The 26577-nt window shown below is 62.2% G+C and carries 21 protein-coding genes; 10 read left to right on the top strand and 11 right to left on the bottom strand.

Going from position 1 to position 26577, the window contains the following annotated elements:
• Positions 1-40: 40 nt before the first annotated feature.
• Entirely contained in the window at positions 41-595 is a 555-nt protein-coding gene (locus ACQY7R_RS10810) for a 5' nucleotidase, NT5C type (protein WP_428305616.1), read from the bottom strand.
• A 331-nt stretch (positions 596-926) separates the two neighbouring features.
• Here ACQY7R_RS10810 and ACQY7R_RS10815 point away from each other — a divergent pair, with 331 nt between their 5' ends.
• The 3 genes from ACQY7R_RS10815 to ACQY7R_RS10825 all read left to right on the top strand — a co-directional run bounded on the left by ACQY7R_RS10815 (position 927) and on the right by ACQY7R_RS10825 (position 4561).
• Positions 927-2111 (top strand): MFS transporter, encoded by a 1185-nt coding sequence (locus ACQY7R_RS10815; RefSeq protein ID WP_428305617.1) that lies wholly within the window; start codon positions 927-929, stop codon positions 2109-2111.
• A gap of 210 nt (positions 2112-2321) precedes the next feature.
• The gene (locus tag ACQY7R_RS10820; RefSeq protein ID WP_428303583.1) at positions 2322-3200 is read left to right on the top strand and encodes a transposase; all 879 of its coding nucleotides are present in this window, start codon (positions 2322-2324) and stop codon (positions 3198-3200) included.
• A 275-nt stretch (positions 3201-3475) separates the two neighbouring features.
• The gene (locus ACQY7R_RS10825; protein ID WP_428305618.1) at positions 3476-4561 is read left to right on the top strand and encodes a hypothetical protein; all 1086 of its coding nucleotides are present in this window, start codon (positions 3476-3478) and stop codon (positions 4559-4561) included.
• A 118-nt stretch (positions 4562-4679) separates the two neighbouring features.
• Here the strand turns inward: ACQY7R_RS10825 and ACQY7R_RS10830 are convergent, their stop codons facing one another.
• Together ACQY7R_RS10830 and ACQY7R_RS10835 are read right to left on the bottom strand one after the other, a co-directional pair.
• On the bottom strand, positions 4680-5705 hold the full coding sequence (locus ACQY7R_RS10830; protein ID WP_428305619.1) for a dockerin type I domain-containing protein: 1026 nt from the start codon (positions 5703-5705) through the stop codon (positions 4680-4682).
• Between the two features lie 147 nt (positions 5706-5852).
• Positions 5853-6386 (bottom strand): DUF5662 family protein, encoded by a 534-nt coding sequence (locus tag ACQY7R_RS10835; RefSeq protein WP_428305620.1) that lies wholly within the window; start codon positions 6384-6386, stop codon positions 5853-5855.
• Between the two features lie 384 nt (positions 6387-6770).
• Between ACQY7R_RS10835 and mgtE the strand changes: the two genes are divergently transcribed.
• Positions 6771-8153, top strand: a complete 1383-nt coding sequence (mgtE, locus tag ACQY7R_RS10840) for a magnesium transporter (RefSeq protein ID WP_428305621.1) — start codon at positions 6771-6773, stop codon at positions 8151-8153.
• 413 nt (positions 8154-8566) lie between these two features.
• Here the strand turns inward: mgtE and ACQY7R_RS10845 are convergent, their stop codons facing one another.
• Complete coding sequence (locus tag ACQY7R_RS10845) at positions 8567-9853, bottom strand: reverse transcriptase domain-containing protein (protein WP_428305622.1); 1287 nt, start codon at positions 9851-9853, stop codon at positions 8567-8569.
• A 1046-nt stretch (positions 9854-10899) separates the two neighbouring features.
• On the opposite strand from ACQY7R_RS10845, the gene rpmE reads away from it, so the two are divergent.
• The 4 genes from rpmE to ACQY7R_RS10865 all read left to right on the top strand — a co-directional run bounded on the left by rpmE (position 10900) and on the right by ACQY7R_RS10865 (position 14138).
• Positions 10900-11154, top strand: a complete 255-nt coding sequence (rpmE, locus tag ACQY7R_RS10850) for a 50S ribosomal protein L31 (protein WP_428305623.1) — start codon at positions 10900-10902, stop codon at positions 11152-11154.
• Between the two features lie 161 nt (positions 11155-11315).
• Positions 11316-12389 (top strand): peptide chain release factor 1, encoded by a 1074-nt coding sequence (gene prfA / locus ACQY7R_RS10855; protein ID WP_428305624.1) that lies wholly within the window; start codon positions 11316-11318, stop codon positions 12387-12389.
• Between the two features lie 10 nt (positions 12390-12399).
• Positions 12400-13362: a peptide chain release factor N(5)-glutamine methyltransferase gene (prmC, locus tag ACQY7R_RS10860; RefSeq protein WP_428305625.1), complete on the top strand. Its 963-nt coding sequence runs from the start codon at positions 12400-12402 to the stop codon at positions 13360-13362.
• Positions 13362-14138, top strand: coding sequence for a DUF4261 domain-containing protein (locus ACQY7R_RS10865; protein ID WP_428305626.1), 777 nt, complete (start codon positions 13362-13364; stop codon positions 14136-14138). Before prmC ends, ACQY7R_RS10865 begins: the two co-directional genes overlap by 1 nt.
• Here ACQY7R_RS10865 and ACQY7R_RS10870 read toward each other — a convergent pair.
• From ACQY7R_RS10870 to ACQY7R_RS10880, 3 genes are all read right to left on the bottom strand, one after another.
• Positions 14135-15259 carry a 3'-5' exoribonuclease YhaM family protein gene (locus ACQY7R_RS10870; RefSeq protein ID WP_428305627.1) on the bottom strand — a complete coding sequence of 375 codons (1125 nt, stop codon included), beginning with the start codon at positions 15257-15259 and terminating at the stop codon, positions 14135-14137. The genes ACQY7R_RS10865 and ACQY7R_RS10870 overlap by 4 nt on opposite strands.
• 66 nt (positions 15260-15325) lie before the next feature.
• Positions 15326-15652 (bottom strand): hypothetical protein, encoded by a 327-nt coding sequence (locus ACQY7R_RS10875; protein ID WP_428305628.1) that lies wholly within the window; start codon positions 15650-15652, stop codon positions 15326-15328.
• Between the two features lie 12 nt (positions 15653-15664).
• Entirely contained in the window at positions 15665-16876 is a 1212-nt protein-coding gene (locus tag ACQY7R_RS10880; RefSeq protein ID WP_428305629.1) for a 1-acyl-sn-glycerol-3-phosphate acyltransferase, read from the bottom strand.
• A 204-nt stretch (positions 16877-17080) separates the two neighbouring features.
• On the opposite strand from ACQY7R_RS10880, the gene xerD reads away from it, so the two are divergent.
• Entirely contained in the window at positions 17081-18019 is a 939-nt protein-coding gene (xerD, locus tag ACQY7R_RS10885) for a site-specific tyrosine recombinase XerD (RefSeq protein WP_428305630.1), read from the top strand.
• 95 nt (positions 18020-18114) lie between these two features.
• On the opposite strand, the gene ACQY7R_RS10890 is transcribed toward xerD, so the two are convergent.
• Both ACQY7R_RS10890 and ACQY7R_RS10895 read right to left on the bottom strand, forming a co-directional pair.
• The gene (locus ACQY7R_RS10890; RefSeq protein WP_428305631.1) at positions 18115-19170 is read right to left on the bottom strand and encodes a tetratricopeptide repeat protein; all 1056 of its coding nucleotides are present in this window, start codon (positions 19168-19170) and stop codon (positions 18115-18117) included.
• A 101-nt stretch (positions 19171-19271) separates the two neighbouring features.
• On the bottom strand, positions 19272-22406 hold the full coding sequence (locus tag ACQY7R_RS10895) for a hypothetical protein (RefSeq protein WP_428305632.1): 3135 nt from the start codon (positions 22404-22406) through the stop codon (positions 19272-19274).
• A 476-nt stretch (positions 22407-22882) separates the two neighbouring features.
• On the opposite strand from ACQY7R_RS10895, the gene ACQY7R_RS10900 reads away from it, so the two are divergent.
• On the top strand, positions 22883-24034 hold the full coding sequence (locus ACQY7R_RS10900) for a sulfotransferase family protein (RefSeq protein WP_428305633.1): 1152 nt from the start codon (positions 22883-22885) through the stop codon (positions 24032-24034).
• Positions 24035-24553: 519 nt separating this feature from the next.
• Here the strand turns inward: ACQY7R_RS10900 and flhB are convergent.
• Entirely contained in the window at positions 24554-25639 is a 1086-nt protein-coding gene (flhB, locus tag ACQY7R_RS10905) for a flagellar biosynthesis protein FlhB (RefSeq protein WP_428305634.1), read from the bottom strand.
• Positions 25640-25648: 9 nt separating this feature from the next.
• Positions 25649-26527: a flagellar biosynthetic protein FliR gene (locus ACQY7R_RS10910; RefSeq protein ID WP_428305635.1), complete on the bottom strand. Its 879-nt coding sequence runs from the start codon at positions 26525-26527 to the stop codon at positions 25649-25651.
• Positions 26528-26577: the final 50 nt, after the last annotated feature.

Genomic DNA, 26577 nt, shown 5'->3' on the forward strand with positions numbered 1-26577 from the left:
CGCCACCCTCAGGCGGAGCCCGGGGCTAAAACGCGCACACTCAATCCAAAAACAACTCCGCAATCTCCGCCCAACCCTGCACGCGACGAAACCGCGTCTCTTTCCGATTGTGCGGCGCCGAGAACAAAATTCCCTCGCCGCCGAACCGCTCTAAGTTCTTCGGAATGTCGTCGATCAAATAGTCGGCCGCGATGATGCTCTTGTCGCCGCAGAAGACGACGTTCTCCCACGAGAGGAACGGAAAGAATTCTCGCAGCCACTCGTACTTCGGCACGAACGAAGTCGGAAATTCCATCGCCGCGCTCGCGATGAAAACGTCGTGCTGCTCGTACAGTCGCTCAAGCACGTCCTGCGAGCCAGGAATCACCGACAGGCTGCTGAAGAAGTCGAGCTCGTGGGCGTATTGCTTGACGGCCGATCGGTGATCCTCATGCACTGCTTCCGAAAATCGCCTCCCCAGCAGTTGCTCCTCCGCCAAGTGGACGCCGAAGTCGCGGCGATAGAGTTCCACGTGTCGACCATGCGAGTCGGCGATCACCTCGTCCATATCAACGGCAATGCGAACTCGCTCTCCCGCTTTCACCAAGCGTCCCATCATGCTCCTCGATTGATTGTTGCTGTCTGCCGCCTCTCGGTTTGCACGAACCTATTCTATCCACGCCGCCTCCTGCAGTCGGCCCCCTGCGACAACCCGCGATGAGTCGCACTCAATAGAAGCCACCGGCTCCGCCGGTGGACGAACTGCTCGCGACGCGACTTCCGCTGCGTCCACCGGCAAAGCCGGTGGCTTTCATGATTCCTTCACACACCACGCTAGCCGCAACGCCATTGCGGCCAATCGCAGTCGATCGCTCCCGCCAACTCTGCTACGATTGACGGTCCCGCCGTTCTCTCTCCTGAGAACCCACCTCCCGCCAGAGAATCAGATGTCCACGGACCACGTGGCCGCCAAACCTGCTTCACGGTTCCAATTCGGCGCCGTGTCGGCCGTCTTCAGCGCGTTTCTCATCGATGGCGCCGGCTTCGGCGCCTGGGCCGCGCTGCTGCCCGTCTTCAAATCGCAACTCAGCATCAGCGAAGGCCAACTCAGCGTCGCCCTCTTCTCGATGGTCATCGGCAGCGTCGCCGCGATGCCGATTGCCGGCCGCTTCATCGCACGGCTCGGCAGTCGCCGCGTCATCATCGCCGCCGCCGTCGCGTATTCCATTTTGCTGCCGCTCGTCGCGCTCACTGCTTCGCCCGCCAGTACGCTCGCGATCTTCGCCATCGGCGCCCTCATCACCGGCGCCGCGAAAGGCTCGCTCGACGTTTCGGTGAACGCCCAAGCGATCGCCATCGAAAACCACGAAGGCCGCCCCATTGTCGCCCGCTGTCACGGCGGGTGGAGCATGGGCGCTCTCACCGGATCGCTCTTCGTCGCCGGCGGTTTGAAGCTCTCGCTCGGCGCACCGCTGATCATGACGCTGCTCGGCCTGCTGCTGCTCGGCCTCGCCGCGTTCTCCGGTCGTCGCCTCACCGAGCACGACCGCCCCGACGAACACGCGCATCACCGCCACTCGCTCTGGCCCCGCGGCCGACTCGCGCCGCTTGCCGCGCTCGCGTTCATCGCGCTGTTCTGCGAAGGATCGATGGCCGACTGGAGCGCCGTCTTCCTCGCCGACGTCGTTGGCGCCGAGCCTGCCTCGGCAGCGCTCGGTTTCGCCACCTACGCCACCGCGATGACGGCCAGCCGCTTTTGCGGCGACCAACTGAGCCACCGTCTCGGCCCCGTCGTGTTGATGCGGTTCAGCGGCGCCGTCGCCGCGCTCGGCCTCGCGCTCTCGCTTGCATCGCAAACCTACTGGCTCGGGCTGCTCGGATTCGCAATGGCCGGATTCGGCTTGGCGAATATCATTCCAGCGCTCTTCCGCGCCGCCGCCCGCCACGGCCACGCCGGCCCCGCGATCGCCTCGGTCTCCACCGTCGGCTACGTCGGCCTGCTCATCGGCCCCCCCATCATCGGCGCCCTCAGCCGCACGCTCGGCCTGCCGCTATCATTGGGCCTGCTCGTCCTCTTCAGCGGCGTGTTAGGCGCGAGCGCAAACCTCGCCAAACCGCGCGGAACGAACTAACGCTTGGCGGGATGCTCGCGTCCCCCTAGCCCCGGGCTCCGCCCGGGGGTCGCGTTCCACACCACCAGACGTCGTGGCACGCAACGGTAGTGAGTGAATGCTTCTGGCTCCCTCCCCCTTGAGAGGATTATGCAACTGCTAGCAGCGTCTTGAAAAGAAGGAGTCCGCGTTCCACCTTGTCGGTAGCAAACCCCTGACAAGGAGAGTTTTATGGAACGCGAACTCTGGCTGGCACTTTACCTATTAGCGCGCGGATTGGACAAGCGTTGGGGAAGTTGGAAGTACTCGACGGCGGAGATTGTGGCGGTTTACTTCTGGGCGGTGGTGCACGATCGGCCGACGAGTTGGGCGGCGTGTGCCGAGGAGTGGCCGGCTGATCTGCGGCTCGATCCACTGCCGCCGCAGAGCACGCTCAGTCGACGACTGAAGCAGGCGGACGCCGTGGAGTTGTTGACGGCGGTAGAGCAGCAACTGCTGATCTTAATTGGTTTAGGGCGGCAGTGGATCCACATCATCGACGGCAAGGCCTTGGCGGTCAGTCCGATCAGTCAGGACCGGGACGCCGCCTGGGGTCGCGGCGCGAAGGGGAAGCAGAAAGGTTACAAGCTGCACGCCGTGTGGAATGGAGGGCCGTTGTTTACGACGTGGTCGCTCGCTCCGATGAACGTGAGCGAGAAGACCGTCGCGCGTCAGTTGTTCGAATCACTGCCAGGCGGCGGTTATCTGCTGGGAGATACGCAGTACGACGCGAACGGGCTCTACGATGCGGCGGCGCAAGCCGGGTTTCAACTCGTCGCCAAGAAGACGCCCAGTCGCGGTCGCAACGGCCTCGGCCATCGTCGCCAAAGCCCGAGCCGCCTGCGATCGATCGAACTGTTGGCCACGCCGTTCGGCCGCGAGCTCTATCGCGAGCGTGGCGCCATCGAGCGACAGTTCGGCGTCTTGGCAAGCACCGGAGGAGTCTTAGCCCCGCTGCCAGCCTGGGTGCGACGCTTCCACCGAGTCCGACATTGGGTGCAAGCCAAATTCATTCTCAACGGCCTCCGGTGGATCAAAATCCGGCAACCGGAACTGCTGGCACTTGCATAATCCTCCTTGAGGGGAGGGCTGGGGAGGGGGTGGAACGCTTGTACCCGCATCTTTCACCCCTCCCTAACCCTCCCCCTCAAGGGGAGGGGACCTCATAGTTGAGTTTTTCTGAGACTTCGCCACTAGAGCGCCGCTTACCATCCGGCCGCTTCTCTGCAACTTTCTCGCCACTTTTTCGCCCGCGGTAACAACCCCACTGCGAAGACGCTTTTGGTCATACCTCCGAACATCTTCGGAGCAGACACCAACTCAAAGCGAACAGAGAAAGAAGTCCGATGTGCATCAAATTGAACCGTAAGTCCTGCAAGCTCGCTGCGGCCCTGTCCGCCGTGCTCGCCGCCGGCGCCGCCGTCCCGGCCCAAGCTGAAGTCGTCGCGCCAAACCTACGTGACAACCTCATCTTCATGCCGCCGCACGTTGCGGGCGACGCCGAATTCGACGGCAACGGCCCCGCCGTCAACGTGAAGGTAAAGTTCACCGTCAGCGATAACACGCTCCTGTACAGCGTCTACTACAAAGCGAAGGAAACAAAGAGCGACTGGACCGAAGCTTCGGGTTGGTCGCCGTCCCGCACTGTCTACACCGCTCCTCCCGGCATGCGAATCGTTTCGGTTCCCAAGTCGGAATACGAGCTGGTCATCGACACGATGAGCGGCCACAACTCGAAGACCTACCCCACCGCCCTCGGCCGCGTCACCCTCTACGGCGACACGAAGGGCAAAGACGCCGGCGTCTACACGAAGCTCGAACTCAACCTCGACGCGTCGATCCCGCTCAACGTCGAAATGAACGGCCCGCGCCCCGAGCAAGAGGCCTACCTCCCGCGCACCTACACCTACACGCCGCCTCCCACTCGCGGCGACAAAGACTTCGACGGCAACGGCCCCCGCGTCGTCGTCGACGCCTCGGTCGAACATGACGGCAAGGCGGTCTATTTCGTAATCAAGATGATCGCCGAGGAAACGAAACCCGATAACACGACCGCTGTCGGCGAAACCCGCAGTCTGATGTACACCGCCCCCGCTGGCCGTCGCATCACCTCGCTCGGCGGCCAAACGAGTTGGCCCAACCTCGTGAGCTACTACGACACGAACCACAACGTCGACAAGTTCGATACGCCCCTTGGCCCCGTGAGCGTCTTCGGCGACCACAAGGGCGACGACGCCAGCGACTACACGAGGGTCGTGTTCGGCAACGTCGACAAGTTCGTCGTGGTCCGCACTGCTCCGAGCGGCTCGCTAGCCGACGGCGGCGATGAAGGAGGCGGCGAATCGGCCTCGCTCGCCCGCAGTGGCGGCAAGAACGGAAACGCGAAAAACGGCAACTCCGGCAAGCAACGCAACTTCAAGCGTCGCAAGTAAGAATCGTCGCGAGACGCTTCGTCCACTCACGACGAGCGTCCTGATCTAAGCAGCGAAAACGCCGCCCCAAGCTCACTAACTTGGGGCGGCGTCGCTATTTGATCGAAGTAAGCGACCGCTAAACGCGTCGACGGCGGGCCGCTCCAACCGCAAACATCGCCGCAATGCTGCCCATCGCAATGCTCGCCGGCTCCGGCACTGCCGCCACGCTCCCCGGCGTCAAATCGAAACCCTCTTGCCGCTGCCAAATCACGAAGTCGGCGCCATCGACGCGACCATCGGCGTTCGCGTCGCCATCAGCCGCCGTCGCGCCGCTCGACTTGCCGAAGCCCGTTTGCAACAGCGCTAGATCATCGCCATCCACGTCGCCGTCGCCATCGAAGTCCGAAGTCGCCGGCGCCACGTCGGCGTACGTCGTGCCAATCCGAATCGCATCAAATGCCGAACCGCCCGGTCCGGTAAGGCTAAGCTTGCTCAACGCACGAAAATCGAGATTGATCTCCGACGCCTGCGCGACCGCCGGCTCCGGCGCCCCCGGCTGCGGATTGACGTACAAGTACGCCGACTCCACTCCCTCGGTGAAATCGATTCGCAGCACGAGGAAGGTCGGCTTCCCAACTACCGGCGCCACGCTCGAGCTGCGATAGACATCCGCGATTCGCAGACCATACGTCCCCTGCGAGTAGTTCATGCCAATCATGACGTCGGTCGAACCGCGCAGCGCGAGCCCAAACCAGCCGCCATACGCCCCTTGCCCGAGAATACCGCGCGGCTCCATCGCAACGCTGACGTAAATGGTCGTGTCGTCGGCGCCCAACGACGCCGCAAGCGTGCGATCAATGCCGCGGTTCTCGCCGTAAGCAACGCCCGAGACGCTATTGCCAACCAGCGGCAACGGATCGCGCGGCGAGTTCAAGCTCCCGCTGGCAATGTTGTACGACGTGTTGCCAGACCACGAGTCGGAAAACCCAAAACTCCCGCCGCCGCTGCTGCCGGAAAGATCCGAGCCGACGCCGGCATAATCGAAGTTTTCGAGCGCCAACAAATCGCCGCGGGCCGGGGAAACCCCGCTCGCCAAAAGTGCTCCACAACCAATCAACGCGAGCGCCGCACGGCATCCGCACGAGAAAAGAATCCGCTTCATCTCAATTCCACCTATCGAGGCGACTACCGCAGCCGACCCGCCACCCGGCGCCGCCGCAATCGCAACAGTCTAACCCGCTCCCGCCTACCGTCGCAAATCCACCCAAACCGCCGCGTTTTACCGCTGGACGAGCGGAGTCGTCCCTATTCAGCCTGCTGCCGCCAGTTGCCGATCCAGCAGTTCAATCATCGCGTAGACAAACCGCCGCTTCTCCGCATTGAACATCACACGCTGGCCAATTGTCTTATCGGCCCAGCCCCGCGCACTGCCGCCGTCCTGCCCAAACTCTTGCGCCATCGCTGTCCAGTCGCAAACCATCTCGATGAGATCGACCTCCGTCATCTCATTCGGATCGGCGTGAAACTCCGGATGATGGCGATTGACACTCAGATGATGCTGAACCGCCCGCGCGACTTGCTCGGCCACCCCGGGCGGATACTGCAGCGGATCGCCTGTGCGACGCCGCCGATGGTATTCGGTCAGCCAGATGTAGGGGACGCGTTCTTCCGTCCCGAACTTCGACGCATCATGATTCCGCGCGCGTTCGCGCAGTTCATCGCCATGGGAAGTCGCTTCCGCGAGCAACGTCAGACAACGGGCAACGCGCTCAATGTGCTCGCGCGTGCGACGCTCGTAAAACGTAATCATCTCCAGCGTCGGCGCTCTGGGAATCAGTTCCATAACGTCACGGCCAAAAGAACGATCAGCGATTTTGCTTCACTGAAGAAATCAAACAAGCGATTCCCTAGCCTATCCCGCCGCACAGCAATCCTCAAACGCTAACTGCATTCCAGCCTGTAGGGTGGCGTGCTCGCACCCACCTCGCCCCGCAACGATCACGAAGCCCGCCGCTCTCAACGCGGATTCCAAACGGCCTGCCTATCGTGAGGTGGGTGAACCACCCACCCTACGAGTTCGCCCGCTTACGAACTCGTCACCCCTCAGGCCCGCTCAACGCCCCCCAACCGGCTTGGGCGCAGCCACCCCGCGGCATACAATCACTCGCTCACCGCATCGCGAAATCGCATCGCCAGAAATCGCCGCTTCCCCCTCGGAGAGCGATCCATGATCGGCAACCTGCTGCGTCCTGAGTTGGAAGAGTTGATCGCTGCCAAGGAATGGGACGTCCTCCGCGAGGCCTTCTCTCAATTCCATCCCGCCGAAATCGCGGAAATCCTCGAAGACATTCCCGACGCCGATGATGTGCCGATCTTTCGCGTGTTGCCCCGCACGCTTGCCGCCGAGGTCTTCGCGCATCTTCCGCAGCAGCATCAAGAGATGCTCATTCGCTCCGTCTCCAGCGATCAGATGCGCTCGCTGCTGAGCGACATGTCGCCCGACGATCAAACGCGGCTCTTGGAAGAGTTGCCGCCCGAAGTCACCAAGCGGCTGCTCGCGTCGCTCTCGCCTGAAGAGTTGCAGGCGGCCCGCGATCTGCTCGGCTACCCGCTCCACAGCGCCGGCCGCTACATGACGCCCGAGTACGTCGCGATCCACGCCGGCCTCACCGCTCGCGAAGCCCTCGACTACATCCGCGCCCACGGCCGCGACAAGGAAACCGTCAACGTCGTCTTTATCTTAGACGAAAAAGGAAAACTGCTCGCGGACATTTCGCTTGGCGCCCTGGTGATGGCCAACCCCGACGATCGCGTCCACGATATCCATCGCGGGTTAACGATCTCGCTCACCGCCAACTCCGACCGCGAAGAAGCGCTTCGCACCTTCGAGAAGTACGGCCGCATCGCCCTCCCGGTGACCGACTGCGACGGCCACATGCTCGGCATCATCACGATCGACGACATCTTGGACGTCGCCTCGCGCGAAGCAACCGAAGACATGCAAAAGATCGGCGGTATGGAAGCTCTCGACGCCCCCTACCTCGACGTCTCGTACACGAAGATGATCCGCAAGCGGGGCGGTTGGCTCTCGGTGCTGTTCCTTGGCGAAATGCTCACCGCGACCGCGATGGGCTTCTTCGAAGAAGAAATCGCCCACGCCGTCGTGCTGGCGATGTTCGTGCCACTGATCATCAGCAGCGGCGGCAACTCGGGCTCTCAAGCGGCGACGCTCATCGTCCGCGCCTTGGCCCTCGGCGAAGTGAAGCTGAAAGATTGGTGGAAGGTGTTGCGGCGCGAACTGCGCACCAGCGCCACGCTCGGCATGTGGCTCGGCATGGTCGGCTTCGCGCGGATCATGCTCTGGCAAAAGCTCGGCTGGTTCGACTACGGCGACCACTACTACTTGGTCGCCGCCACCGTCTGGCTGTCGCTCATCGGCGTCGTCTGCTTCGGCTCCATCGCCGGCAGCATGCTCCCCTTCGCCCTCCGCAAAGCCGGCTTCGACCCCGCGACAAGCTCAGCCCCGTTCGTCGCCACGCTCGTCGACGTCACCGGCTTGGTCATCTACTTCACAGTAGCGCTCGCCGTCCTCCAAGGAACGCTGCTGTAGCGAAGTCGCGGCGCACTCATCGTGTGGCATGCTCTCGGCCCCAGCCGTGAGCATGCAGCAGGGTAGCCCCGGTTGGTGTACTCGCCTACCAGGGCGGCGCAGCCGCAAGAGGCCCGCCACCGAAACCAAGCTCGCCGCCAACTCTCCAACGTCAACGGCGTTGCACATCACGATCGCATCAGCGATCCACCCCGAGTCGCACGCCCAGCATCGCCACCCCCTAGCCCCGGGCTCCGCCCGGGGGTCGGCAACCATCCCGATCAACGTCGCCGCGCACAAAGCCAACCCTGCATAGATTGCACCGTAGGGTGGCGTGCTCGCACCCACCTCGCCCACCAAACCCCGCATCCCCCGCTACTCAGTGAAGCGACCAATTCGCCGAGAATTTGGGGAGTCCAGCCACGTTCTGAAGCCTACATGGCATTTGTCGCATGCGATTCCGATTTGACGAGTTCACCCGGCCTCGCTCGATCCACTATAGGATTCAAAAGACGATCCGAAAAACGTTTTATACCAAGATAAGCAAACGCATCACTCGTAACATGACGAACATTTCGGATGATTCCTCGCCGACACATCCACTGCCTGACTCTAAATCCAATTCGCGAATCGAAGATCGCAAGTTCATTCTGTGTGAGATTGCAAAAATCGTACGCGCTCATAAAACCCAGTACTAGCCAATTCAACTCCTGTATGACGCCCGTAAGTTGATTACGGCGCCTGGGGTCAGTGATTGAATCAATTGAATCGGTGAGCTTTGCAAACTTTTCGAGTGTCGGACGAATCGACCGAGCTGAAAACTCAAGCCCCAGAAATCGAAACGGTTTGTTTGGAGCAATGATTCTAGTCTTCGAGTTCTCGCCAAGTGGATGAATTTTGAGCCTCAGCTCACTCAGAGTTTCCAAGCACAGGTCATGTGCGGCGGTGGCTTCGGGTTCGTCTCTCGCCAGAATGATCAGATCATCGACGTATCTAATCACTTTGAACCCCTCTCTTTCCATCGCTTTGTCTAGAGCAAAGAGATAGAAATTCGCGAGGGCCGGAGACAGAACGCCTCCTTGGGGAACTCCCCACAACGAATTCCAAAGACCGGCGCGAAACCCCAGTTGCCCAGCGTTCGTAACTTCAGTGCTTAGTGAATCAGAAATCACCTTTACTAAGGACTGGTCTCGTAGTGCCCCGGCTAGCGATTCAAGGAGGGAGACTTTATCTATGGATGAGAAGAAGTCGACGATGTCCGTTTCGAAAATCCAGCAGAAGCCGGATTGGCGAAGCGAAAATATCTTGTTGGCAGCCCGCTTGATACAGCGCCGGTCATTGTCGTCTGGTTGCACATTTCGGCTAGATTGCGCATAGCGTCGTACCCCACCGAAGCTCGATTTCGTGACTACCCGATCGCGAATATCGGGCCAGATAGCCTCAAGTATGGCGCGCTGTACAACCCGGTCGCGAATGTTTGCAACAGAGATTGGGCGAAACGACTTAAGGCTTGGGGGATCTCGAGGTCCCGCCTTCGCTATCGCATGACCGAGATAGCCGCCGAAGATATAGCAGTTACCTCGCAACTGGTTTCGAATGGCATCGCGATGCAGGTGCCAGTTTCGCGAAAATTCACCTAGGGTGATGCCGTCCGGGCCCTTGCTGCGAGAGGATGAGCCTTGGCGCACGCTACCCCATGCGGCATCAAGCCGCTTGGGCATTGTTGCCAGCTCTACTAGAGTCCTGCTGGGCATCCTTGCGTGACTAGCAATTAGTTGTTGGCGTCTGGCGAGTCTTAAAGGAAGGAACCAGTCGCTGTTCTAAGATTGCGTCTCGGCACTTTGCCCTCCGACGTGCGGATGGCTTGGTTCCGAATCGGCGCCGCCTGGCATGTGCCGCGAGGTGCGACGCTTGCCGTGCAAGCCCGAGAAGTCCCAACCGTCTGCCATCTTATGCCTGGGGTTTGGAAAGTCAAACTTTCGGGCTGCGACGCTTTCCGAATGGATACGAGCGATCAGCCCAAAGCCGTGAACAAGCAGAACTCCTCCCACTAGCCATGGCTAAGCCGGAGTACCGCCGAAGCCCCCTGGCCGAAACTCGCAGCTAGAAATCCGCCACCCAATCCGCTACAGTGATCGCATGTACACACAGTGCACGAACACTGCCGGCCACCGCCCCAACGGAGCGTCCCTCGCTCCCCGCGCCACCTTCTCGCCCCCAAGCCGTGAACATGCGCAACTGCCGACCACCGTCTCCTGTAATAGCGCCCCGCACGGCGACCGCGGAGTACCGCCGACGTCCTGCCACCCGTCCGCCCCGCGCACCGCCACTTCTGTCGCGTTCCACCCTCCGCACGAGGCCGCCAGCGATACGCTAACCCACACTCTCACAACAACTTACGAATTGTGTCGCCACAAACGCGTTTCGCGACAAAATGCCTCGGCGACACTATTCACCCGTCAGGTGCCCCCAGCAAGTGTCGCCCAAACCGACATCCACCGTGTTGACCACTCAATATCCCTTGGTCAACACGGACAAGACGGCCAACATGGCCCACACGCGAAAACCAGCCCTTTCCCGCCTCGACGCCGCATCCAACCGCGAAAACACCCCCAAAATCCCGGCTCGGCCACCACTCGCGATTTCTCCCCCCTCGAATTACCGATCACCTGTAACCGATCACTGATCACTCCCCCGCCGCAGCTCTTGTTCCCACGCCCTCCGGCCGATAAAATCCTTGATTCGACCCATTTCAGGAATCATCGCTATGAAAGCCGACATCCATCCCGCCTACTACGAAACCCAGGTCACCTGCGGTTGCGGCAACAGCTTCACGACGCGCAGCACCCGCAAGGAGCTGAAGCTCGATATCTGCAGCGCTTGCCATCCCTTCTACACCGGCAAGTTGAAGTTCGTCGACGCGGCCGGCCGCATCGAGAAGTTCAAGACCAAGTTTGCTGGCGCTGGCTACGCGAGCCTCGGCAAGAAGACTGCCGACAAGAAGGTTGCGGCCGAGAAGTAGCGACCGGAACTCTATACGCCGCCTGCTCTTACGCAGCGGCGCACCCGTATTTCCTCTCCCTTGAAGGGAGAGGGCAGGGTGAGGGATTACCGCGGATTCACTCGCGCGCATTTCCCTTTGCCAGTTCCATTCGCCAACTTCCTCCAGCCTCCAACCATCCCATGCGCGACCTCCTCGAAAAAACCCTTAGCCGTTTCGAGGAACTCGAAGGCCAGCTCGTCGACCCCGTCATCCTCGGCGACTCGACGAAGCTCACCGCCGCGATCCGCGAGCATGGGTCGCTCAATCGCTTGGCGATGAAGTACCGGCGGTTCAAGGAATTGAACGTCGAGATCGCTGAAGCCCGCGAAATGATCGAGGGCGACGACCTCGACATGCGCGAGCTGGCCGAGGGCGAATTGCCCGGCTTGGTCGAAGCGCGCGAAGAGCTCTGGAACGAGCTCCTCACCCTGACGCTTGGCGGCGCCGATGCGAACCGCACCCGCTGCGTGATGGAGATCCGCGGCGGCACCGGCGGCGACGAAGCGGCCCTCTTCGCTCGCGACTTGTACGAAATGTACAAGCGCCATGCCGAAGTGAAGCGCTGGAAGATCGAGATCCTCGATCACAGCGCCACCGAACTCGGCGGCTTCAAGGAAATCTCCCTCTCGATCGAAGGGGAGGGGGTCTACCGCGAACTGCAGTACGAGTCGGGCGGCCATCGCGTGCAGCGCGTCCCCGCGACCGAAACGCAAGGCCGCATCCACACCTCCGCGGCCACCGTCGCCGTGATGCCCGAGCCGGAAGACGTCGAAGTGAACATCAAGCCGGACGATTACCGGCTCGACAAGTTCTGCGCGAGCGGCCCGGGCGGTCAGCACGTCAACAAGACCGAATCGGCCGTGCGGCTGACCCACTACGAGACCGGCATCGTCGTCCAGTGCCAGGACGAAAAGAGCCAGCACAAGAACATCGCCAAGGCCCTCCGCGTGCTCAAGGCCCGCGTCTACGAGGTGAAGCGTGAAGCGGAAGAGAAGAAGCGTTCGGAAGAGCGCAAGACGCTCGTCGGCTCGGGCGATCGCAGTCAACGGATCCGAACATACAATTTCCCCGACAATCGGGTGACCGACCACCGCATCGGGCTGACGCTCTACAAGCTCGACCAAATCATCGCCGGCAACCTGCAACCGGTGACCGACGCGCTCGTCGATTACGACCGCCAACAGCTCCGCGACGCCTTCGCCGTATCCGAATAAGGGAGAGGCGATGTCTACGACTGATCAGCCCTGGACCATCGGCCGGCTCCTCAATTGGACGACCGACTTCCTGAAAGAAAAGGGCGCCGAGTCGCCGCGGCTCGACGCCGAAGTGTTGCTGGCCCACGTTCGCGGTTGCAAGCGGATCGAGCTGTATACCTCGTTCGAGCAGCCGGCCAGCGAAGAGCTGCGGACGAAGTTTCGCGAGCTGATTAAGCAGCGCGCCGCCGGCAAGCCGGTCGCCTACCTCGTCGGCCACCGCGAGTTCTTCTCGCTGCCGTTCACCGTGACGCCCGACGTGCTCATCCCCCGCCCCGAAACCGAGCTGCTGGTCGTCCGCGCAATCGACATCGCCAAACCGCAGCCGCGGGTCAACGACCCGCCGGAGCGAGATTCGAACGACGCCGCCCCCGATGCTCCCCTCACCAAGCCAACGCCCGCCCCAGCCAAGCCAATCGCGATCGCCGACGTCGGCACAGGCAGCGGCATCGTGGCGATCACGCTCGCCAAGCACGTCCCGCACGCTACGCTGACAATGATCGACGTCAGCCCCGCCGCGCTCGCGATTGCCAAGAAAAACGCCGAACGCAACGGCGTGAGCGATCGCATCACCGCGATCGAAAGCGATCTGTTTGCAGCCCTGCCCGCCGAGCAAAAATTCGACCTCATCGCGAGCAACCCGCCGTACATCACCAGTGCCGAGATGCAGGAGTTGGCCGTCGACGTCCGCCGCTACGAGCCGACGCTTGCGCTCGACGGCGGCCCCGAGGGAACCACGGTGATCGAACGGTTGATCGGCCAAGCGGCCGAACGACTTCGCCCGGGGGGATGGCTGCTCATGGAAATCAGTCCCACGATTGTGGAGCGAGTCGAGCAACTCTTGGAAGCCGACTCTCGCTTGCAACGCGAACCGACGCAAAAGGATATCGCCGGTCTCGCCCGGGTCGTTCAGGCCCGACGAAAGGGAGCGTGATGAGTCACCCACTCCGCTGGTTAGCGCTAGTCGCCCTGGAACGCGCCGAGCTGCCGACGTTCGAGCACTTCGCCGCGTGGCATGCGGAGCAGTTTCCCGACGCGCCGCAGCCGGTCCTGGCCGCGGGGACGGACAAGCTGATGACGTTCACCATCGGCGATCTCACCGCCGCGGCAACGCTCATCCCGCGGCCAATTCCGTGGTCGCAACTCGAAGGCCCGTGCGCGACGGCGTGGTACTGGCCCGAAGCAAGCGCAGAGATGCGCGAGCATGCGGCCCACCTGTTGATTGCGGTCGTTGATGAAGGCGGCAAGTCGATCGAGAAGGCGATGACGCTCACGCGTCTCACCGCAGCGGCGGTCTCGTCATCAACGAGCATCGGCGTCTTCTGGGGGCCAGGGCGTTTGGTTCACTCGGCCGGCGCGTTCGTCGAACAAGCCGTGCAGATGAAGGCCGACAACCTGCCGCTGTTTCTGTGGATCGACTTCCGCGTCGAGCAGATCGACGACGGCGTCTACCGGCTTTACTCGACGGGGCTCGAAGCCCTCGGCGAGAACGAGATCGAAGTCGAACGCTTCGACGGCGAGCCGCAGGCGCTGCTCGACTTCGTCTACAACTTCGCCCACTACCTGATCGACCAAAAGAAACTCATTCGCGACGGCGACACGATCGGCCTCACCGATGCGGTGCAAGTGACCGCTCACCGCGGCCCCTCAATGCTCGGGGGCGACATCGAGGTCATTCAACTCCAATTCGAGATCGGCCCAAGCGCCTAACCGAAAAGCGTCGGCGCTTCTCCGCCCGAGCGAGCCGGGGCGTCCCCGCCCCCGGCCGTTTCCTCGCCCTCGGCCCCAATCCCACCGCCATCCTCCCCCGGCCCGCGTTCGGCAATCACCAGCGGCCCGCGGTAAATCCGCTGCCGCAGCGGATTCTTGCTGCTGGTGAGCGGCCCGCTATGCGGCTCCGTCGCGAGCGTGGCCATCATCATCTGCAGCTTCGCATCCATATCATCGGCATAGTGGACCAATAAGGCTTCTGGAGTCATCGGCGGCTTCGGGGCGCCCCACTCCGGCAACCGCTGATGCGCGATGATGATATGCTCCAACCGCAGTAGCTTCTCGGGATCGATCGGATGCTTCTCCGCCATCTCGCGAAGGATATCCCGCCCCTGCAGCATGTGCCCGATGAGCACGCCGGCCGGCGAATACTCGGCCCCCATCGGCGTCACTTGCAACTCGCGCAGCTTGCCGATGTCATGTAGCACCCCGCCGGCGATTACCTGATCCTTGTCCAGCGGCGGCTGCATCTCGGGGCACATCTCGGCGTACTTATCGGCGATGTAGACGCAGGTCTTCGTCACGCTCAGCACATGCTCGAGGAACCCACCCGCGTAGGCATGGTGGTTGTGCGTCGCCGCCGGCAAGCGGAGCAGCTCCGTACGGTACTCGTCGAGAATGGCCGCGACCAACGCCGACACCGCTTCGTCCTGGATTGTCTCCACGACGAGCGCCCGCAGCTCGTCGAACATGATGGCCGCGTCGACGCGAGCCTTCGGCAGGCACATCGACGAATCGAACCCTGCCGCCACGTCCTCGTCGGTCACCGCGCGAATGCGGCGGATATCGAGCTGCGGCCCGAAGTTCGTCTCGCGATACGCCGCGCGAAGCTTGTAGAACTCGCCAACCTTCCACTCATCCTTACATGCGGCAGCCAGCGGCGCATCGCCCCAAATGGGGAAGCTCACTTCGCGCTTCGCATCACGGAACGTCACGCGGAAGTACGGCTTCCCGTCGCGAGTGGTCAGCGTCTCCTTTGCGGCAAGCAGCGCGAAGAAATCGGCCTCTTGGCCGTTGGTAAGTTCAGAGAGCAACAGCGTCGGAGCGGCGGCAGGTGCCATAGCGCAAGGGTCCGGGGCAGGGGGAAGATTGATACGGACCACGATAGCAAGGGAGCGCGTCGCGTGCTATTGCGACTCAGAGTCCGGGACCGTTTCCGCGTCGGCAAGCTTCGGCAGCTCGACTCGCGGCTTTTGTTTGGCGACTTCGAGGGCCAATTCCCGCTTCTGCCGAATGGCTGCCAATCGCTGCCGCTGCGACTCGCGCCAGTTCTCCCGTACTGCCGGCCAACGCATCACGACCCACCCCGCCAGCGAGGCGAAATAGACGCCGACGAAGACCTTGAAGATCAGCGGCCCGCGAAAACCGCCCGCCACGGCAAACGCGACGGCGATCGCCGTGCTGAGGAGCAACAGCCGCCGCATGGTGAACTGATAGCGAACCGACTTGCCCATCGGTTCACTCCACTACATCCGCGGTGATTCGTCGGAGAGCTTCTTCAGCATCCCGCCCAGCTGCACGCGCAGCTCTTCCATCACCGGATCGACCGCCGCCTCGCGATCGCGCCGGCTGGCGACGGGAATCGGATCGCCTACTTGCACCACTGCGTGGAGCGGCCGATGGACGCGAATCTCATCAGTAAAATCTTCCTCGAACCGCTCGACCGTTTCGAGGATGTGTTCACGGATGTTGCGCTGGGAGAGCCGCACGTAGTTCCGCGGATAGTGAGACATCTGTTGCACGTAATAGCATGCCGCGAGTTGCTTTCGGTATTCTTGTCGGTCGGTCTCGTTTGTTTCCTTAGCCAATAGCGGCGGGATGATCGCTACCCGCAGGTTCTTCACGCGGGCGACGACCCCCTCGGCGCGTTCTTTGATGTTCCAGCGAGCTTCGAGCTTCGTGAGCACGTCTTCAATCAGATTGTCGACGCGTTCATAGAAGTCTCCCGTGCGGGCGGCTCCAAAGTACTCTATCTCTTTGAGCGAGAGCAGTGCCTGTCCAATCTGGCGGATCCGCTGTACCAGCGGCTTATCGTTCTGCGGGAACCAGGAGAAGTGCCCTTCAATTTCCTCGAGCACCGGGTTCACCGCCGCTTCGAGATCGCCCTGGTAGAAGTAGCGAATCGCCACCGGATGAATCACCACGCCGCCGGCGCCCGGGATCTTCTCGCGACGCTTCGCCGCGGTGCGGGCAATGAACGCCGTGCCGTCCATCAGCGGCATCAGCTCGTCATTGTGCCGTGAGATGGCGCCTTCGGCGAAGATCACCAGCGGCCGCTTGCCGTCGACCAGAATATCGACCGCCGTGTTGATCGCCTGCCGATCGACCCCTTCACGGTACACGCTGAACGCCCCGACGCGCCGCAGCATGAACCGGCTGAGCCGGCTCTCCATGAACAGGTGCCACGACGCCATCGCATGGAGGTCGCATTTGGCGATCCGCGACAGTTGCACGAATGTGAGCGGGTCAGAGAGGCGGCAGTGGTTCGGCGCCAGAATCACGCTGTTGCCCGCGGCCAGGGAGGCCTTCAGCTTCTCTCCGTCACGCGTTTCAACGGAATGGATGCCGTACGTCTTCTTAATCCAATGCGGAATGTAGTAGCGCAGCAGTTCGGGCCAGATCTTCGAATAGATCGGGGGGATGAACTTGTAAGGCTCTTCGATGACGACGTTTTGCATCCGTGGCGGTCTGTCGAAAATCGCTGTGCGAGTGTTATTCGGGGCGAGCAACCGAGTAGTAGCCGCTCCGCAAAGTTTACCTAATCCGCGCGTTCGCGGGGGCGATTGAAAAGATACCGCAGTTTCCAGCCGGCTGCCCAGTCCAGACGGCTAGTTGTCGATAGTTTCTACAGTCTGCTCTGCCACCAGGAAGCAGGATTCGCCGTGAAGCCGCTGAAGAAGGTCATCAAACCGCGCCGCGAGGCCGCCCAGAACGACGCCGTCCGTTGGCAGGAGTCGTTCGAGCGTTACTTGCGCACCGAGTGCCACCTGTCAGAGAACACAGTGGCGGCCTACGGTCGCGACCTGAAGCGAATGTTCAAGTGGCTCGGTAATCGGCGGTTCGGGCAGCTCAAAGTCAGCGACCTGGCGCGCTACCCCGCTTGGCTCGCCGAGCAGCAACTGGCGCCAAAGAGCGTCGTCCGACACGTAGCCTCGCTCAAAGTTTTCTTCCGCTACCTGCAGCTTGAGGGAGTGCTGGCGGAAAACGAGGCGGAGCTACTCGGCTCGCCCAAGCTCTGGCAACGCGTGCCGCAAGTGATGTCGACCGCCCAGGTCGAAGAGTTGCTGAATGCCCCCCGCAAGTCAGACGGCTGGTGCCTCCGCGACCGGGCGCTGCTTGAGTTGCTATACGCAACGGGTTGCCGCGTGTCGGAGCTTTCAAACCTCCCGATGCGCGACCTGCACCTCAACGAACGGTATTGCATCTGTCGCGGCAAGGGCGATAAGCAACGCATCGTCCCGTTAGGGCGACGAGCAATCGAAGCGGTTGAACGCTACCTGCGTGATGAACGAGGCAGATTGGCCGGGAAGCGAACGCCGGCTCCTGAGTGGGTGTTGCTATCGCCGCGGGGCGATCGACTGCGGCGTGAGCGGATTTGGGAATTGCTCAAACGATACGCAGCCCGCGTCGGGGCTTCGCCAGAAGTAAGCCCGCACTCGATGCGGCATAGTTTCGCGACCCACTTGCTGGCGGGCGGAGCTGACTTGCGACAGGTGCAAGAGCTACTTGGCCACGCGAGCATCGCGACAACGCAGATTTACACGCACGTCGATCACTCGCGGCTGAAGAGGGTGCATCAGAGTTTTCATCCGCGGGCGTGAAGGGAGGGGGGATCAGTGAGCGGTGATCAGTGACTGGTTGCTAGAGGAAGTCGTTTTACCGATCACCAGTCACCGATCCCCGATCACCATACACCCTACTGCTTCGCCCAACGGCTGCCTGGGTACTGCGCCGCTAGCTTCTGCTGGGCTTCTTGAGCGCGGGCTTCGCGGCCGACTGTTTTCCAGAGCTTTGTAAGCTCGTGGAGTGCTTTGGCGTGCGCCTCGGCATCCTGGCTGTATAGCAAGTCGACGTGCAGGAAGGCGAAGAGCGCCGCTCGCGGATCGTTGCTCTTGAGGTAGCAATCGCCAAGGGCGTTGTACGCGCGAGCGAGCAGCGCGGCGTCTTCAGGTTTGGCGCTCGCGATGATCTCGCCGATCGCAGCGGTCGCTTCCTTCACCTTCCCGGCGGCCGCTTGGCTGACTGACCGGTCGAGCGTCGCGGCCAGTTTTAGCGGAGCGATGAGCGCGCCGTCGTCCGACGACGAGGCCACTTTGTCGAATTCGGCTTGCGCTTGGGCATCTTCGCCTTCCGCCTGGTATGTGCGGCCGACCAGCAGCGCGCTCTTCAACTCGAAGTAGCGAGACTTCGCCTTCGCGAGTTTGGCGTACTCGGCGCGGGCGTTCGACGCCTCGCCGGCGGCCATTAGTAGATCGCCAAGCGTTTCGATCGCTTGCGGCACATGGTAGCTCTTGTTCCGCTTCGCCATGAATGTGCGGATCTCCCCCGCTGCGGCCGACGGTTCTCCTTTGCCGGCGAGCGCGAGCTTCGCAGTGGCGAGTGCCCGGTAAAACTCCACGTCGGCGAGGACTTCGTCACGCTGAATCTCGGCAACGTCGATCTTCGCCAGGATGTCGAACGCCTCTTGCACCTTGCCGGCGTTCAGTGCGTTGCGAGCCGAGTTCAACTCGCTCGGCTCGCCGGCGAACGTCACAACTTCGATTTCCTCAGTGGGGATCGTCGACTCGACGCCCCCTTTGGAGATCGTCACGCCGAGCGCCGTCGTGGCGACGATCTTACCGCTATCGACGCCGTTCTGGCGACGGACGCGGTCGATCGTGCTTTGGGCGTTGGCTGCGGTCGGCAGCGACAGCAGCGCGACGGCCAGCAGGACCACGCGAATCGCGAGGCGGTGAGACGGGCGACGGTTCATGGTTGGATATGGGTCGCTAGGCATAGTGGCAACCTTCGATTCCGCTCGATCTATTCTGTTCAGTGATTTGGCAGGTGCGTTGCGACGGCAATTCAAACCGCTCACGACTTCTCGGCGGGCTTTTCAGCCAGTTCTTGATTCACTTGCTTGAGCAGTTCGTCGAATAGTGGCTTCCACGCCGGGCCGCCGAGCCCCGGATAGAGCTTGGCCATCTGTTCGATGTTCATCTTGGCCGCTTCGAGTTGCTCGCGGCGTTTGGCTGGTTCGGCGATTTTGCCCGCTAGGTAGCGCGACTTCGCGACGTTGTAGCGGGCTTCGTAGAACAGGTTCTCGAAGCGCAGAGTCCGCTGCCGCGATTCCTCAGTAACCGGCGAAACCTTTGCCTGCTGCATGCGGGCGGCGTTCGCCACGCTGCTGATCCGCTGCCAGCCCCATATGAGGTTGCGGCCATCCTTCTGCGGCAGGTCGCCCTGGATCGACCGGTTGAAGGCCGATACATCTTGCTTCTGGACGCCGAGTTGCTGGAGCGCCACGGCGGCGCTCTTCTGGAGATCGAGCACGTTGGGATTCTCTTTCAGGATCGCGCCGAACTGCTCAACCGCAGCCGTCTGCTCGCCAGCGGCGAGCAAGCACTGGGCCAATTGCATCCGCACGCTCAAGACCGCGGCGGCACTCGGAGCATACTTCGGATCCTCGGTCGCCGCCTTCAACATCGCTTCAAACGCCGTGCGAGCGCGATCGATGTACGGCTTCGCTTCATCGCCCGTAAGCTCCTGGCCCAGCTGCAAGTTTGTTTGTGCGATCCACCCGCGGACGCGCCAATCGTTGGCGTCGGGCCGCGCGGAGATTCGTTGGAGCACGTCGCCGAACGCGGTCGCGATTTTCGCAGCCTTGTCGGGCTGGCCCATCGTGGTCAGCTCTTTCATCTGCCGCTGCAGTTGCACGCCGAGCCCTAGATAGACGTCGGTAAGCTTGCCGGCGTCGTCGGCGCCGACGGCCTTATCGAGCGCCTCCATCATTTGCTTCGCCTTCTCGCGATCGGGCTGATTGGCCGAGAGGTACGCGCGTAGGGCGGCCTTGTAAGTTTCCAGCACGAACTGGGGGTTTTTCGCGGCTTCGGCGCCTTTGCCAAGGAGCGTGAGCGGTCCCACGTTCGCATCTTCCAGCACCGCGATCGCTTGCTCAGCATCGCCGTTGGCGAGAAGGAACTGTGCCAAGTAAAGGATGCCGGCGGCGGATGAAGCGGACGGCGCCCCCTTGGTCTTCGCCGCCGCGTACCCTTCGCCGAGCAGCTTGCCGGCCTTCTCGCGGATGGCGAGAACTTCTGCGGCGGGGGCTTCGCGGTTGGCGGAGGTCGCACGGAGATATTGGGTCCACAAGCCGGCGCCCAGGCTGAGTTGCGCGGGGCCGCGGCTCTCCGCCGGCAGGCGTTCGAGCAGCGCCTCGGCCTCGGCGAGGCGATTTTCACGCAGCGCCGTTTGAATGAGCGCGTTCGTCGCTGACGAGGCTTCGGTCGATTCGGGCCAGCGGGTCGCGACGACCTCAGCCAACTGAATGAGCTTCAGCGCTTCGTACGACACCGCGTCGGCTTGGCTGCCGGCGGATTTCGCTTCCAGGGCGAGCGCTTCGTAAGCGGCCAGGGCGACCTTCGCGGCACTCGCGGCATAGTCGCTCTCCGGGTACCGCATCACCAGGAACTCCGCCAACACGGCGGCTTCCTGATACTGCTTCTCTTCCCAGTAGAGGACACTGAGGAAATAGCGAACCGTGTTGAGCTGATCGGTCGGCGTTTCGGCATCAGCGAGCGCGACCGCTTTTTCCAGCATCCGCCGCGCTTCGTTGCGATTGGTCGCCGCTTGCTCCAGCAGATCGCCAGCCGCGTCAGGGTTCCCCTCGCGGGCTTGCTTCGCGGCGAGATTGGCGGAGTTCCAGAGATCGATCGCCGCCTTACCCGCGGTGAACGCTTCTTCGAATGTCTTCGCATCCGCGCCGTTCGGGCCGCCCGCCGATCCGGTCGCCATGGCGACCTGCGCTTGCTGGCGGAATTCGTTCGGCCGCGTCGCCGCCTCGCGGACGAGACTGCGGGCGTGGGCCTCCATCTTCTTGGCGTCGCCGTCGCTCAGTTTGCCTTCGGCAATCTTCGCCTGCAGGGCGTCGGCTAGGCGGTAGCCGGCTTCGATCCACTCGGGCTGCTGGCGCTCCGCGGGGGGCGACTGGCGGAGCCACTCGTCGCTGCGCTTGATCGCGTCGTCGGTCTTGCCGAGTTCGAGCAGCGTTTCGGTGCGGTAACGGTGGGCGCGAGCGGTGAGCCGACGGGCCTCGGCGCTCGTTCCGTCGCCGCGGGTGATGTCTTCGTAGCAGCTGAGCGCCTTTTCGTACTCGCCGAGGTCTTGCGCACAACGCCCCTGGTAAAAGCGACTCGACATGCCGACGAGCGAATTGCGGTATTCTTCGATCAGCTCGCCGAACTGCTTCGATGCGGCGTTGAGTTGCTTGGCAAACTCAGCAGAATCGCGATCGAGCGTGGCTGCTCCCTCAAAGGCGAGCCGCGCCTCCAGGAACCGAGCTTCGACTTGGCGGTCGCGGAGTTGGTCGCGCTTCGCTTTGGCCGCGGGGTCGGATTGGATCTCGGCCGCCTTCGGCAGAGCGGCGATTTCTTTCGTCGTAACGTCGACGACCTGCTTGACGTCGGCAGTGGCTTTGCCAAAGAGCGTGCCAGCCTTCGCCACGAGCGCGTCGCGTTCGGCACTGGCGTCGGCGCTTAGTTGCCGCGACTCGGCAATCGCGACGAGCGCTTGCTCGGCGTAGATATTGGCGGCCTGGCGAAGGGCGTCGATCGCCAGCGTCGGGTCTTCCTGCTTGGCAGCGAACGCTTCAAAGTCGCTGGCCGCTTGGTTGAGCAAACGTTCGCGCTCGCTGCGGTCGCGTGATTGGCGCGCTTGGGAGACGAGGCTCGACGCCCGTTGGAAGGCGAGGTTGCCCGTAAACTCGGGAGTCGCGAGCGGCGAGGCTTCAACCCATTCGAGATACTCGACCGCCGTATCATCCCAGCCGCGGTCGCGGAGTGCTTTCAAAAACGCTGCGTTCGAATCGGCCCCGTAAGCCGCATGATTCGCAGCGTGCAGCGACGCTACTCCGAGGCAGGCCCAGAGCGAGACGCGCACGAGACGACGCTTCAGCCCGACGACAGGCGCGGCGTTGCTTCGTGTGAGTTGGCGGGATCGCTGTTGAGTCACAGACGTTGTCAGCCGAAGGGTGCCCAGGGCGGCTTCACAAACGGTACGCATCCAGACAGCGACATTGCCGACCAGTTGCGATGGCGGCAGAGGAGTCGTCGCTGCAGTTGTAGCCAGTGAGAAGGAACCGTCGTCAGGCCAACGCCTTACGCCGATTCAGTCTCTGTTCCACCTCTCATCTTAACGGTCGACTTCGCAGGGACAAAGTTTTCTTGGGGCGAAATCGGAGCCGCCCTCCCCACTCCTGGGAGGGTGGCGAGTTCCTGTCGGAATGGCGCGGCTGTAACGAATGCGCCACGAAACGGCCGACGCGGCGATCGGCTAGCGCCCGAGTCGCTTTTCCCAGCACTTTTGCGGGGCCGAGTTGCGGGCGACCGATTGGCCGGGGGGGAGTCGGCGCGTTACGATGAACGACTCGAAAGCCTGCTCGAGCCATTATGGCGCCCTGCGTGGGGGCGACCGCAGACTGGATTTTCATGAGCGTCACTACCGAGCGTCCGAACGTCCCCCCGCCGGAGCGGACGGTCAAGCATCCGATGGCGTGGTACATGCCGCGCTTTTGGCATGGCATGCGGCTGTCGACGTGGCTGCGGGAGCTCGCTCGCAATCGGCTCGCCGTCTCGCCCAGCCGTATCCCGATGACGTGCGCCATCACCGGCTTCACGGGAATCAACTCGGTGCTCGCCGGCGTTGATCGCCTCGTCTACGGACGTCAGGTCGACGCGACGAAACTGAAACAGCCGCCGGTGTTCATTCTGGGACACTGGCGCTCGGGGACGACGTTCCTTCACGAGCTGATGATCCGCGATCCTCAGCACACCTACTTCACCACGTACCAGTGCTTCACGCCGCATCACTTTGTGTTGACTGAGCGGAAGGTCGTGCCGTGGATCGGCATCTTCGTTCCTGAACGCAGGCCGATGGACAACATGGCCGCCGGTTGGGATCGGCCGATGGAAGATGAGTTCGCACTGCAAAGCTTGGGCGTGCCGACTCCATATCTGTCGACGATGTTCCCCAATCGGGGCGAGGCCTATCCGGAATACCTGACGCTGCGCGACCTGACGCCCGCTCAGCGCGAATCGTGGAAGCACGAGTTGCTGCAATTCTGCAAACGACTGACGCTGCGGGACGACCGTCGGATCGTCATCAAGTCGCCGGCCCACACCGCCCGCGTGCGGACGCTGCTGGAGATGTTCCCCGACGCGAAGTTCATCCACATTTCACGCGATCCGTACGCCCTGTTTCGTTCGACGCTCGGGCTGTGGCATTCGCTCAATTCAGAGGAAGGCCTGCAGGCGATTCGCGACGAAGGCTGGCTCGACGATTTTGTGATCGACTCGCTCCAGCGGATGTACGATGCCTACTTCGAAGATCGCCAGTTGCTCGGGCCGAATCAACTCGTCGAATTGAGTTACGAAGAGTTGGTCGAGGATCCGAAGACGCAAGTCCGTTCGATCTACGAACGGCTCGACCTGGGCGATTTCGCTCGCATTGAGCCGGCGCTCGACGATCACCTAGCCGACGTGAAGAACTATCGCACGAATCGGCATGCGATCGACGATGAGTCGAGCGAGCGGATTCGTCGCGATTGGGCGCGGTACTTTGCCGAGTTCGGGTACGAGTAGCTGCACTGCGCAGCGCTCGTGGCGAACGCCACCCCGAGGCCCTGCCGGCTCCGTCAAGTAGCGAAACATGGCCGCCCCCCAATCGAGGGAATTTTGACTTTTTGCACGCGAACGGGGGGCCCCATTCAAAAGGTGCAAAAGTCTTCTCCGCCGACGTTTGGCATCCGATTTTTAGACGGCGACTGCCGCACCGAATCAGGTTGCTAGGACTGATTTTTGGCCAGGGACTTTTGCGCGTTTCGAAAAAAGTTTTCGCGTGCAAAAGTCGCGTGCTGCAGAATCGCTTTCGTGGCGCGCACACGGCGTTGAGTTTTCAAAGAACGGCAGACGGACTTGAACGCTCCGCTGCTGCGAACTTACCAGTTCGCGCGGCCGATTTCTGCTAGAAACTTCAGAGAATGATGCGCGGTCTGGGTTGCTCGCTCGCCCACTGCATCTGCAAGACGACGACTTCACCTGCGACGAGATCTAGCGGGATGGATGCTCGCCCCGGGACGGAGCCCGGGGCTAGAAGGCGGCCTACGCGACCTTCGGCATCGGCATTTTCTTGCCCTTCAGCTGGTACACGTACGCAAGCACTTCCGCGACGGCGCCGTAGCTCTGGTCGGGGATCGGGTGGTTTACTTCGACCTCTTTGTAGAGCAATTGAGCGAGCGGCTTCCGTTCGACGACCGGGATATTGTTTTCGAGCGCGAGCTTGCGAATCCGCTGGGCGATGACGCCGGCGCCTTTGGCGAGCACGATTGGCGCCCGCATTGTTTCGGGGTCGTACTGAATCGCGATCGCCAGTTCCGTCGGGTTCGTCACCACGACGTCGGCCTTCGGCACCTTGTCGCCGACGCGACCCATCGCCATTTGCCGTTGGATCTGCCGGCGACGCTGGATGACTTGCGGGTCGCCCTGCATGTTCTTCATCTCTTCGCGCATCTCTTGGTGCGTCATCTTCAGGTCTTGCTCGTGCTTCCAACGTTGGAAGCCATAGTCAAGAATCGCGAGCGCGAAGAGCGTGGCGCCGACCCACAGGGCGGTGGCGAAGATGACGTCGATCAGCAGTCGGGCGAGGTCGGGGACGTCGAGTTCGCTCGCGTAGACGATCTCGTTCCAACGCCCTTGGATCACCGACCACGCGACCGCGCAGACAATGAGGATCTTGATCAAGCCGAAGCCGAGCTTCACGACGCCTTGCAGCGAGAAAATCCGCTTCAAACCGGCGAGCGGATCGAGCCGCGAAATATCGGGCTGGATTTTGTCGGGAACGAACAGCAGACCGATTTGCAGGACCGTCGAGAGGGCGCCGGCGACCGCCATCACGCCCATGATCGGCAACATCGCGAGGCCGAAGGTCTTCATCACCGACTCGCCCTGCACCATGAGCTCGGTATCGTCGACCGTGAGCGAACCGCCGCCGGTGCTGAGCTGACGCTCCATGTAGAGCATCGCGTAGTCGATGACGCTCTTGCCCCAGTAGCTGAGCACGATCACGCTGACGAGCAAGAGCGCGGCGGAACCGAGGTCCTGGCTGTACGCAACCTGCCCCTGCTCGCGGGCCTGCTGCCGGCGATGGGGCGTTGCGTCATGTGATTTTTCGCCGGATTCGTCGGCCATGCGAAGGCGTTAGGGTTGAGGGTTCGGGGTTCGGGGTTCAGGGGGGGGAGTCTGGAAGCTGGTTGGCTCAGGGTCCTTCTCTTCTGATTCTCCAGTGGCTGCCGCGTGGACGGCGTCGACCATCATCTCCACTGAGGCGACCGCTTGTTGCGGGAAGGCCCAAGCGATGGCGCCGATGGAGACGAGCACCGCGCCGGCGGTGAGGAGGGCGTTCACGCTGAAGCCAACAACAAGGATGTTGATTTGCGGCAGCGTGCGACCGATGAGGCCGAGGATGAGCGTTGCGAGCAGCAAAGCGGCCATCGCCGGCGCCGCCGCGCGGACGCCAAGACGAAAACTTTGACCCATTAGCGTCGTCATCGCGGAGACGTACGATTCGCCAATCATCGCGCGTCCCGGCGGGAGCCATTCGTACGTGTCGAGCGTCGCTTCGATCAACAGCCGATGGCCGCCGAGCAGGACGAACATCGTCAACGTCAAAAAGTAAAACAGCTGCGAGTAGACCGGCAAGCTTTCTTCCGACATGACGTCGTACCCTTCGGCGAGGGCCGTGCCGCCGAGTTGGCTGATGATTTGTCCGGTGAGTTGGATGCCACTGAGGAGAATCATCAGCCCCAGGCCGAGCAGCAGGCCGATCAGCGTTTCGTTGAGCACGAAATGGCTGAACGCCATGATGTTGCGCATGTCGACCGGCGCCTGCGAGGCGTGGAGCGGCGTGATGATGATTGCCATCGCGAAGGCGAGCAGCGCCCGAGCTTGGAACGGGGCAGAGCGAGGGCCGAAGATGGGCGCCGTCATCATCAGGGCGCCAACGCGGGCCAGCACGAGCGTGAACGTGCCGAGTTGCTGAACGAGGAAGGGCTCGAGGAGGGCAGCGTTGATGTTCATCGGATCGTCACGCTGCAGAGAGACTAAGTTCGTTTCCCACACGGAGCGTG

It is taken from the genome of Lacipirellula sp. (genome assembly GCF_965279485.1).
Lineage (GTDB): Bacteria > Planctomycetota > Planctomycetia > Pirellulales > Lacipirellulaceae > Lacipirellula.